A 10,212-nucleotide genomic window follows, 5' to 3' on the forward strand; every position below is an offset into this window, starting at 1 on the left:
GCAGAGGTCAACCAAACGGGAGACCGCTAGAACGGTGGGTCGGCGTCGTCGGGCAGCGACGGCGGCTTTGGTGGCGGCTCCCAGTCAGGTGGAAGCTCTTCCGGTTCCATCGGCTCGTTGATCCACGGGCACCACGGACTGGTACTGGGTTTGCCGCCCTTGAACAGCAGGAGATATTTCCGCGACCTGTTCCGCCACTTGCGAAGTTCGATCTCTTGTCTGCGGGCTCGATCGCGGTAGCGAATGGCGGCGTTGATTGGCCGCTCTTCTCGAAGTTTGTTGCGGATTCGCTTGATTCGGGCCGCTTTGTCGCGTGCGCGACTGGCCTTGCGCGCCGTGGGTGCCGCGCAAGCCGGCCGCATCTGGGGAAACAGTTCGGCTCCGCCCGGCGTGGTGCGGTAGGTCCGTCCGGTCGGGGAGGTCCACACGATGGTGCCGTCGGCCAGCTGTTCGTCCTTCCAGCCGCCCGGTCCGCCATGGAAAGTCTTGAGCCGGTGGTGTTGTCGGCAGTAGTCCGCCAAACCGGACGGCACCGTCAAACCGCCTACGGTGGGGTTGGCGTGGTTGAACGGTGTGGTGTGGTCGGTGTCGCAGCGGGCCGCCGGCCGGTCACAACCGGGGAATCGGCACGTCAGGTCGCGCAGCCGGACCCAGCGCGCCACCTCGGCCGACGGCTGATACCGCGTCGCCTCCTCTTCGGTGACGGTGGGCGGCTCGATCAACCGCACCGCCGCGGCGGTATCGGCGAGTTCGCGCACGTGGGCGGCGTCGATCACGCCGAAACCCTCCAGGTAACCAGGTTCTTCGCCCTCACCGGTGACGGTGTCCTCGCTGGCGATCACGTTGATGACCGTCCGAGGACCGTTGTCGGCGCCGTCGGCGCCGCGTGCCGGGCACTCCGGTCGACCGCAGTCGCATGGCAGCCCGCGGCCTTCGCTTAGCGCAAGTACGGCATCGGCGCGCCGCTGGTCCATTGTCCGGGAATCCTTGGCGCACACTGACATCGCCAGCTGTGAGATCCGTTGTTCGAACGCGGCGGCCGCGGTGGCGCTGATGCGCCCATTGAGGTCTGCGGTGCCGTCGGGCCGCGCGGTCGTGCTGACGTAGCGGCGTCTCTCGGCCGATTCGCGCCGCTCCTTGGCGGCGTCGGGATCTATCTCCCGCACCAGCTTGTCGACCGCGTTGATGAGCCGCCGGCGCGACCAGCTCGACCACTCGATCAGCCGGGCAGCCAGGCGTTGGTCGACCTGTTCGATCAGGTAGTCCTCGACTAACTCGGTGCGGGTGATGATCAACTGCGTCGTCGGCCAATCGATGTCGGCGTCCTCGAGCAACTCGGCGATCATGGGCAGCCGGGTGTCCAGCGCCTCTGCCTGCGAGACCAGTCGACTGGCGGCCATCGGCGCCATGTTCATCGCGGCGCCCACCTCGGCGCAAGTGCGGGCGAACCCGGTGATCACGGCGTAGCCCGGGTCGGGGTCAGCGCCCTCGGCTTCTTCGGTGCGCACCGACAACAGGTCCCCGATGCTGGCCATCCGGCGCGCCATCAGCATCGATTCTTCGCGGTGGGTCGACTCGATCTCCGCGATCAGCACGTCGGCGCTCGGGTATTCGAACAGTTGTTCGATCAGCATGTCTCGATGATGCCACGGCCCACCGACAAGTTCGGCGGTCGTCCACAGAAATTTTCAGGACAGCTCCACCAGCACCGGCGCGTGGTCGCTGGGTGACTTACCCTTGCGTTGTTCGCGCACGATCTCGGCGTGGGTCACCCGTTGCGTCAGCGCGGGTGAGCCGAGGATGAAGTCGATGCGCATACCGCGGTTCTTGGGAAACCGCAGCTGCGTGTAGTCCCAGTAGGTGTAAACGCCGGGTCCGGGCGTGAAAGGCCTTACCACATCGGTGAATTGGCCATCGACGATGGCGTTGAAGGCTGCCCGTTCGGGTTCGGTGACGTGGGTGCTGCCCTGGTAGAACTCGACACTCCACACATCCTCGTCGGTGGGCGCGATGTTCCAGTCCCCGGTCAGCGCGATCTGGGCGGTCGGATCCTCGGCCAGCCAACCGGCTGCAGCGTCACGCAGCGCGGCAAGCCATTCCAGCTTGTAGACGTAGTGCGGCGAGGCGATGACGCGTCCGTTGGGCACGTACAGGCTCCACACCCGCACGCCGCCACACGTCGCCCCGAGCGCACGCGCTTCGGCGGCCGCCTCCACGTCGGGTTTATCGCTCCATGTCGGCTGACCCTCGAACCCGACCTGTACGTCGTCGAGGCCGACGCGCGACGCGATCGCAACGCCGTTCCATTGGTTGAACCCGCAATGCACCACTTCGTAACCGGCGGCCAGGAACGGCATGACCGGGAACTGCTCGTCGGAGCACTTGGTCTCCTGCATGGCGAGCACATCGACGTTGTCGTGTTCCAGCCAGTTCACGACGCGGTCGACCCGTGCACGGATCGAGTTGACGTTCCAGGTCGCCAGTCGCATGGCTACAGGCTACGAAAGGCCCGCGAAGACATGGCGAACAGCGGTAGCGTTCGTGGCTATGAAGCGCTGCGTCGTCGCCACGGTGGTCGCGATGCTGACGGCGGCGGGCTCGATGGCGTTGGCGCCGCCGGTGGCTGCCGGCTGTCACTACGGGGGAGCCTTCATCAGCAAGTGCGACGGCCCCATCCAGCCGGACGGCACCTGGGAACGGTGCGTCGGAGTGCCCCGGGTGGTGCACAGCGGCTTCAGTACCCACCTCGTGCCCGTAAAGCACTGTGGTCTGATGGGCCCCGGCCAGCAGCACGCGGACCTCGCGTTCGCCGACCCGCCAACGCATATTCCCGGCTGACTACAGTCTCAGGGCGTCAGCGCGCATATACCGCGAGCGATGGTGCTCGATGAAACCCATCGACTCGAACAGCCTTCTGCCGGGCGCGTTGTCAACCAGCACCTGGGCGTACGCGTGGGAAGCACCGCGGTAGTGGCCCCAGGACAACACGGTCGAGCACAGGCGCCGGGCGTATCCGCGTCGAAGCGCGGCCTCGACCACCCGCAGGGCCGAGATGCCCACCCACCGGCCGCGGTCGATCGTCGTCGTCACCGCGGCACGGGCGACGGCCGCACCGGAGACCGTGGCGAACACGGCCTCGCCGTCCACGACGGAGGTCAGTACGTCGACTGGCACGTCGCGCTCATAGAGCCGACGCCATTCGTCGCTTGGATCCGCGGCGAGCAGCACCGCCGGGTCGTGTTCTTCGGAGGGGCCGAGTTCGCGTGCGAACACCACGGTTTCGAGATGCGGCTCCGCATCGGCGAGCCGGAACAGCCGGTCCGGAATCGAAAGCCACGGCGTGAGTTCCCGCGCGGCGTACCACTCGAGGATCTCCGGCAGCGCCGAGGCGGTGGCGTCGAACCCCAGCGGCACAGCCGAATTGCCGCGGTGGGTGTGACCGTTTGCGGCCCGCAGGAACCAGCCTTCGATCCACCGTTGTTCGACGCCGGGCCACGCCATCGCGGCTGCGTGCTCGAGCTTGCGGATATCGGCGGTGCGCACCGTTGCGGGGGGCAGTTCTCGAAGCACCATCACGTCGTCGGCCGGAACGGCCACGACGTCGCCGGTTTTGGTGCGCACGGTCAGCGTCGGGCCGACCTCGAGTAGCTGGCCGATCACGTCGCTCAGCGGCGGTTCGGAACCGGCAGGCAGCCGATAGCGGATCACGACACGAGCCCCGACCGGCGGAATCTGCATCAGTGCCCGAACGGGTCCGGATCCTCGCCGGGCATCCACGTCAGCCCCGGCACACCCCAACCGTTCGACTTCACCGCGCGTTTGGCGGCGCGGGCATGCCTGCCGACCAACCGGTCCAGATACAAATACCCGTCCAGATGGCCGGTCTCGTGCTGCAGCATGCGGGCGAACAACGCGGTGCCCTCCACGGTGATCGGGTTGCCGTCGGCGTCGAGGCCGGTCACCCGCGCCCAGTCGGCGCGGCCGGTCGGAAACGACTCACCGGGCACCGAGAGGCAACCTTCGTCGTCGTCATCCGGATCCGGCATGGTCTCGGGCACCTCCGATGTCTCCAGCACCGGGTTGACCACCACACCGCGGCGGCGGGTGGTCTTGCCCCGTGCATCGGCGCAGTCGTAGACGAACACCCGCTTGGCGACACCGATCTGGTTGGCCGCCAAGCCAACGCCGTTGGCAGCGTCCATGGTGTCGTACAGATCCTGGATCAGTTCCACGACATCGGCCGGCAATGAACCGTCGTCGTTGACGATCACAGGTTCGGTAGCGGTGTGCAGGACGGGATCTCCTACGATGCAGATCGGTACGACGGCCACGGGGAAAGCTTAAGGCGGCAACCCTTAACCCCCGACTCGCGGGCGTATCTGACGCATCACACTACGAACCCGTGATTGAATGAGCGCCGAACCACAGCGATGTAATTTCGATTGTCGGAAGGGTCCAAGGGCGAGATGGACGGCGCGATCGCGCGGACTGAGCAATCCGGGGACGACTCTGATCGCGGTGACGGGCTGACCCGCCGAGAGCACGATATTTTGGCGTTCGAGCGCCAGTGGTGGAAGTACGCCGGCTCCAAAGAAGACGCCATCAAAGAGCTGTTTTCGATGTCGGCCACCCGCTACTACCAGGTGCTGAACGCGCTGGTCGACCGTCCCGAGGCGCTGGCAGCCGATCCGATGCTGGTCAAAAGGCTGCGCCGGTTGCGGGCCAGCAGGCAGAAGGCGCGTGCGGCGCGTCGGCTGGGTTTCGACGTCACCTGATCTTGAGGGGCCGGACGGGCCGATACAGTGGGCGCAATGAACCAGCGAAACTCATCCCGCCTACCGCTGCGCGCCATGGTGATGGTGCTGCTGTTTCTCGGCGTGGTGTTTCTTCTGGTCGGTTTTCAGGCGATGGGTTCTGACGACGACGAAGACGCCGAGCAGTCGACGATCGCCACGAGCACCATCACCACGACCCCGAGAAGTCCGACGGAATCGCCGGAAGCGGCCAGGGCCGACGTGCGCGTATACAACGTCTCAGAGGTCCAAGGGGCTGCCGAAGCCACCGCCACCCAGCTGCGCGACGCCGGCTGGGACGTCACCGAGACGGGCAACCTGACACTGCCGGAGGTGCCGGTCACCACGGTGTATTTCAGCGACGCGCCCGGTGAGCAAGAGGCCGCCGATGAAGTGGGCAGACTGTTGGAAGCGCCCGTGGAACCGCGGCTACCCGAACTGATTGAGCAACCGCCGGGCGTGGTTGTGGTGGTCACCGGCTAGGCTCTTGCCCATGCTCAAGACCGCAGCTGCCGCCGCCTTGTTCGCCGTTCCCGCTCTTGCGCTGAGCGCATGTGCCGCACCCGAACAACCCAGCGAAACGCCGGGCACCACGCCGTCGATCTGGACCGGTTCGCCCTCGCCGACTGCCGCGCCCGGCGCGCAGCAGGAGGGTCAGGGCGGCGAAGGCGGTAGTGAGACGTTGACCGCCGATCTGAAGATGGCCGACGGCAGCACCGTGGCCACGGCGGACTTCGAGTTCGCCAACGGGTACGCCACCATCACCGTGCAGACCACCCAAGCGGGCAAGTTGAACCCCGGGTTCCACGGTATGCACATCCACTCAATCGGTAAGTGCGAGGCGAACTCGGTCGCCCCCACCGGTGGCGCGCCCGACGACTTCAATTCCGCGGGTGGACATTTTCAGGTGCCCGGTCACACCGGACATCCGGCCAGCGGTGACCTCACCTCGCTGCAGGTCCGTGAGGACGGTTCAGCGCTCCTCGTGACGACGACCGACACGTTCACCGCAGAGGACCTGCTGGCGGACGAGAAGACCGCGATCATCATCCACGAGCAATCCGATAACTTCGCCAACATCCCGCCGGAGCGCTACCAGCAGGTCAACGGGAACCCGCCACCCGACGAAACCACCTTGGCTACCGGCGATGCCGGAAAGCGCGTGGCGTGCGGTGTTATCGGTACCGGCTAGCAGCCACATAGATTTCGCCGGATCGCCCCGGCCGACCGTCGGGGTGGAATGGGAGTTCGCGCTCGTCGACGCCGAATCCCGCGATGTGAGCAACGAGGCCACCCACGTCATCGAGGAGCTCGGCGAGAACAACCCGCGCGTGCACAAGGAACTGCTGCGCAACACCGTGGAGATCGTCACCGGCATCTGTGATTGCGTGCCGGATGCGATGGAGGACTTGCGCGAAACACTGGTGGCTGCCCGCAGAATCGTGCGCGACCGCGGGATGGAGCTGTTCTGCGCGGGTACGCATCCGTTCGCGAAATGGTCGGCGGGCAGCCTGACCGACGCGCCGCGCTACGCCGAGCTGATCAAGCGCACCCAGTGGTGGGGTAGGCAGATGCTGATCTGGGGTGTGCATGTTCACGTCGGCATTTCCTCGGCGCACAAGGCCATGCCCATCATCACCTCGCTGCTGAACCACTATCCGCACCTGCTTGCGCTGTCCTCGTCGTCGCCGTTCTGGGACGGCGAGGACACCGGCTACGCGTCGAACCGGGCGATGATGTTTCAGCAGCTGCCGACGGCCGGGTTGCCCTTTCACTTCCAGACGTGGGCGGAGTGGGAACGCTTCGTCCATGACCAGAAGAAGACCGGCATCATCGACCACATGAACGAAATCCGTTGGGACATCCGGCCTTCACCGCATATCGGTACCGTGGAGATCCGAGTCTTCGACGGTGTTTCCAACCTTCGCGAGCTGAGCGCACTGGTCGCGCTGACCCACTGTCTGGTGGTCGATTTGGACCGGCGCCTCGACGCCGGCGAGCGGCTGCCGACGATGCCGCCGTGGCATGTGCAGGAGAACAAGTGGCGCGCAGCGCGTTACGGCCTGGATGCAGTGATCATCTTGGATGCCGAGAGCAATGAGCGGTTGGTCACCGAGGATATCGACGAGCTGCTGAACCGGCTCGAACCGGTGGCCAGGCTGCTGCACTGCAGCGACGAGTTGGCCCGTGTCGCCGACATCTACCAGAGGGGTGCGTCCTACCAACGGCAGCGCCGGGTCGCCGAGGAGCACGACGGCGATCTGCGTGCGGTGGTCGATGCGCTGGTCGCCGAGTTGGACATCTAGTCATGCCCGCGATGCCGATGTTTCCGCTTCAGGTGGCGATGCTACCCGGCGAGGAGTTGCCGCTGCGGATCTTCGAACCGCGCTATACCGCACTGGTTTCGGACTGCTTGGCTACCGATGACCCGTCGTTCGGCGTGGTGCTGATCGAGGCGGGTCGTGAGGTCGGCGGGGGCGACGTTCGCACCGACGTCGGGGCGTTGGCCCGCATCGTGGAGTACGCCGACCACGGCGACGGGCGCTACCGGTTGCGCTGCGTGATGGGTGAGCGGATCAGGGTACTCGAATGGCAGCCCGACGACCCCTACCCGCGGGCGGCCGTCGAGCCGTGGCCTGATGAGCCTGGTGAGCCGGTCGGTGTCGACGCGATCCGTGACGTCGAGGATCGCATGGTGGCGTTGTTCGAGAGGATCGCCGCTGCCCGCGGTGCCGAGGTCAACGGCCGTGACATCGTGGTCGGCGCCGACTCCTCAGGGGACGCGGGGATGTGGTTGTACGCGTTGACGTCTCGGCTTCCGATCGGGCCGGCCGACCGGTATGCGGTGCTGGCGGCACCGAGTGCGTCGGCACGGTTGGCGGCGCTCGGCGACGCGGTCGAGACATTGACGGCGATGGTGGAGTTTCAACTGTCGTCCGAGGAGTAGCGCCTAATCCCCAAGCGCACGCTCGGCGGATCAGGAGACGTCGAACTGCTCGTTGCGAAGACGCTCGAGTGCTCGTCCGTCGGTGAGTTCGTCGCGCCTCTCTGGATGCTTCCAGTAGTGCCGGACCATCCAATACAGCGCGGCGCCGCTGGGCGCGTATCCACTGGCGTTCTTGACGACGATAGGCTTGTCGTTCTTGATGACGAAGACAATCGGGTGTCGGTCCTGCTTGTTCGCTGATTCGTCCGTGATGTCGATGATGTCGTCCCAAGAACTCTGCCGGATGAACACAATGTCGACGTTTTCCACTCCCTTGGGCCCTAGCCGCAGGTGGCCGGCTCCACGCCGGTGAGCAATGCCGATCAATCCGGCCGCCGCGATGATAACCATGGTGCCGATAAGTACCGGGTCGAATATTCGATCCGCGCTGGTCAATGGAAGGTCCACTGCGCCTTGGGGAACGAAGATCACGAAAAGCGTACCGCTCACAACGGCCGCGACGAATGCGATGGTGACCAGCCAAACTCCGACTAAGTCGGACAGCAGAACGGTCCCCGACGGATCGAACGTTGCCCGCAGTGGCAGCGTCATGAACTGAGCACGCAAACCCAAGACGGTGAAGCAAGAGCATAAGACCGCGGCGCCGAGCGTGATTGCCGCCGTTAGGTACTCGGCGTGTTGCAATTTGTCAAAAGTCAACACGACGGCCGCCACCGCTGACGCGGCGCCGAGGAGTATCCCGAGCGTAATTAGGACGTTGCGGTCGCGCCAATTCTCGGGCTGCGGAAGCTCGTTTACTGGCAAATCGCCGCACCGACCTTCGCGCCGACATCCTTCATCCATTCCCCAGCCGTATAGGAGAAAGTGATAGCACCCAAGGGAACCGTCGCAAGTTGTGCCCCCGGCGGCGCAACGATAGTGCCGAGACCCGCGCCAAATGCGCCGCCTGCCACGTCTCCCACGACCTCGAACCCGCCGGCGAATCCCGCAACACAGCGGTCGTACGGTGTTTGCGCCGAGCCCATCTCGTACACCGTAGATAAGATGCCTAGCGCGGGTCCACCAAACTTCGCGCCGGCTCCGACCTTGTCTACCGCGTCCATGGACAACATCGGCAGCTTGCCTCCACGACCGATATGCGCCTCCAAACCTGTCAAGGAGTGTCCGACGGCTTTTGGACCTGCGCCCGTGAAGAACGGATTATCGGGAGGCAGGACGCCGTGACGGCCGTCAGGCAGTGTGAATGCCGCGGTGCGGTGGCCATCTGGTGTTTCGGTCGCGTTGAAGACGGTGCCGTCGGCCCATTCGATGTCGGTGTGCTTGATGTCATCGAGTGGATTGGTCCACGACGTCGTGCTCGAGATGATGTTGCCGCTGGCGTCGTAATGGCTGTCGGTCACTTTGGGGACCAACGGACCGCCGAATTCCCAGAGCACGTGCTTGCTGCCGTCTTGCATCGTCAAGGTCTTTCGGTACTCGTCGTCGTTGACGATCTCCTCCTTTGTCTCTCGCACGGAGGTCGCCATGTCTTCGCCGCGGATGGTGGCCTGTTGGAACAAACCGATGTGGTCACCAGGATCGGGTACGTCGTCATCAGGCTTTTTGACACCGGGAATCATCATGCCGCCCAACCCGTCCGAAGTCGGCGCGGTGAACCCGAACGGTTGAGCCGCCGCGCTGACTTTGGCGGCGGTGCCGTCGTCGGCCTCGCCCACCGCTTGCAGCAGACCGTTGATGACGCCTTGCTGGACAGCCGCCTGTTCCATCAATTCTGCGACATCGTCGGCAGACATCGGCGCGGGCTTGATCAGTACAACCCAGTTGTCCGAGACATGCAGCCGACCCTGATCTATCTCGTCCGCCTTGTTGAGGAGCGCCGACCGTGTGTCGACGATCCAACTCGCGCCCTCCTTGAGGGCGTAGCCGATTGCGGTGGTGTATTCGGAAAAGCGATCTGCATGATGGCGCGCGCGCTCGAGCATCTCCGCCGCCGCGTCATGCGCCTGCCCGGACCACACCTTGGTTTCCGGCATGACATCGAGACTGTTGTGGATTCTGGTGACGGCCTGCGCCACGTTTGCTCCGGCGGATTCGACCGCGGGACCGGTGAACGACAACGAGTCTGGTTTCCAGCCTTCCAGCCGGGTGCGTGACGGCAGCATGCGGGATCAGATCCTGCCGAAGCGTTCTGCGAGGGCCGAGTCGGTCGCCTCGTACGTGTTGCCCGCACCGCGGACTGCCTCGCCCATCGTGGCGACATTCGCGGCGATGGCGTCGACCTGCTCGGCCACGTGCGCGCCGACCAGTCGCGCGGCCCACTGCGTGCTTGATCCGTTGAGTCCATCAGCAGCAGTGCGGACCTTGTTCCCAGCATCTGCCTCTCGGAGCGCTGCACCCGCCACGTCGACTTGACCGGCGAAGGCTCGCAAGATTTCGGGATCGACCTCCATGGAGTTGAAGCTACCCGACGTC

At 65.2% G+C, this 10,212-nt stretch carries 13 protein-coding genes; 6 read left to right on the forward strand and 7 right to left on the reverse strand.

Features of this window, described 5'->3' with window-relative positions:
* Positions 1 to 26: 26 nt before the first annotated feature.
* On the reverse strand, positions 27 to 1,619 hold the full coding sequence (locus ABQE44_RS13390) for an HNH endonuclease signature motif containing protein (RefSeq protein WP_448430521.1): 1,593 nt from the start codon (positions 1,617 to 1,619) through the stop codon (positions 27 to 29).
* A gap of 69 nt (positions 1,620 to 1,688) precedes the next feature.
* Positions 1,689 to 2,489: an exodeoxyribonuclease III gene (locus ABQE44_RS13395; RefSeq protein WP_448430255.1), complete on the reverse strand. Its 801-nt coding sequence runs from the start codon at positions 2,487 to 2,489 to the stop codon at positions 1,689 to 1,691.
* A 58-nt stretch (positions 2,490 to 2,547) separates the two neighbouring features.
* Between ABQE44_RS13395 and ABQE44_RS13400 the strand changes: the two genes are divergently transcribed.
* Positions 2,548 to 2,838, forward strand: coding sequence for a CDGP domain-containing protein (locus ABQE44_RS13400; protein WP_448392366.1), 291 nt, complete (start codon positions 2,548 to 2,550; stop codon positions 2,836 to 2,838).
* On the opposite strand, the gene ABQE44_RS13405 is transcribed toward ABQE44_RS13400, so the two are convergent.
* Positions 2,839 to 3,738, reverse strand: a complete 900-nt coding sequence (locus ABQE44_RS13405; protein ID WP_448392365.1) for an N-acetylglutamate synthase, CG3035 family — start codon at positions 3,736 to 3,738, stop codon at positions 2,839 to 2,841.
* Positions 3,738 to 4,331, reverse strand: a complete 594-nt coding sequence (locus ABQE44_RS13410; protein WP_448392364.1) for a peptide deformylase — start codon at positions 4,329 to 4,331, stop codon at positions 3,738 to 3,740. Before ABQE44_RS13410 ends, ABQE44_RS13405 begins: the two co-directional genes overlap by 1 nt.
* 135 nt (positions 4,332 to 4,466) lie before the next feature.
* On the opposite strand from ABQE44_RS13410, the gene ABQE44_RS13415 reads away from it, so the two are divergent.
* Genes ABQE44_RS13415 through ABQE44_RS13435 form a run of 5 tightly spaced genes read left to right on the forward strand, consistent with a single transcriptional unit; the run spans position 4,467 to position 7,740 of the window.
* Positions 4,467 to 4,775, forward strand: coding sequence for a nucleoid-associated protein NapA (locus ABQE44_RS13415; protein WP_448392363.1), 309 nt, complete (start codon positions 4,467 to 4,469; stop codon positions 4,773 to 4,775).
* A 36-nt stretch (positions 4,776 to 4,811) separates the two neighbouring features.
* Positions 4,812 to 5,276, forward strand: a complete 465-nt coding sequence (locus tag ABQE44_RS13420) for a LytR C-terminal domain-containing protein (protein ID WP_448392362.1) — start codon at positions 4,812 to 4,814, stop codon at positions 5,274 to 5,276.
* Positions 5,277 to 5,286: 10 nt separating this feature from the next.
* On the forward strand, positions 5,287 to 5,985 hold the full coding sequence (gene sodC / locus ABQE44_RS13425) for a superoxide dismutase[Cu-Zn] (RefSeq protein ID WP_448392361.1): 699 nt from the start codon (positions 5,287 to 5,289) through the stop codon (positions 5,983 to 5,985).
* Positions 5,942 to 7,099, forward strand: coding sequence for a glutamate--cysteine ligase (locus tag ABQE44_RS13430; protein ID WP_448392360.1), 1,158 nt, complete (start codon positions 5,942 to 5,944; stop codon positions 7,097 to 7,099). The genes sodC and ABQE44_RS13430 overlap by 44 nt, the downstream gene beginning before the upstream one ends.
* A 2-nt stretch (positions 7,100 to 7,101) precedes the next feature.
* On the forward strand, positions 7,102 to 7,740 hold the full coding sequence (locus ABQE44_RS13435; RefSeq protein WP_448430257.1) for an LON peptidase substrate-binding domain-containing protein: 639 nt from the start codon (positions 7,102 to 7,104) through the stop codon (positions 7,738 to 7,740).
* A gap of 30 nt (positions 7,741 to 7,770) precedes the next feature.
* Here ABQE44_RS13435 and ABQE44_RS13440 read toward each other — a convergent pair whose 3' ends face one another.
* From ABQE44_RS13440 to ABQE44_RS13450, 3 genes are read right to left on the reverse strand one after another with little or no spacing between them, the layout of a single operon-like run.
* Positions 7,771 to 8,544: a hypothetical protein gene (locus ABQE44_RS13440; RefSeq protein ID WP_448430259.1), complete on the reverse strand. Its 774-nt coding sequence runs from the start codon at positions 8,542 to 8,544 to the stop codon at positions 7,771 to 7,773.
* Positions 8,535 to 9,902, reverse strand: a complete 1,368-nt coding sequence (locus tag ABQE44_RS13445) for a hypothetical protein (protein WP_448430261.1) — start codon at positions 9,900 to 9,902, stop codon at positions 8,535 to 8,537. The genes ABQE44_RS13440 and ABQE44_RS13445 overlap by 10 nt, the downstream gene beginning before the upstream one ends.
* A gap of 6 nt (positions 9,903 to 9,908) precedes the next feature.
* The gene (locus ABQE44_RS13450) at positions 9,909 to 10,190 is read right to left on the reverse strand and encodes a type VII secretion target (protein WP_448392356.1); all 282 of its coding nucleotides are present in this window, start codon (positions 10,188 to 10,190) and stop codon (positions 9,909 to 9,911) included.
* Between the last annotated feature and the right edge of the window lie 22 nt (positions 10,191 to 10,212).

It is taken from the genome of Mycolicibacterium sp. XJ2546 (assembly GCF_053483195.1).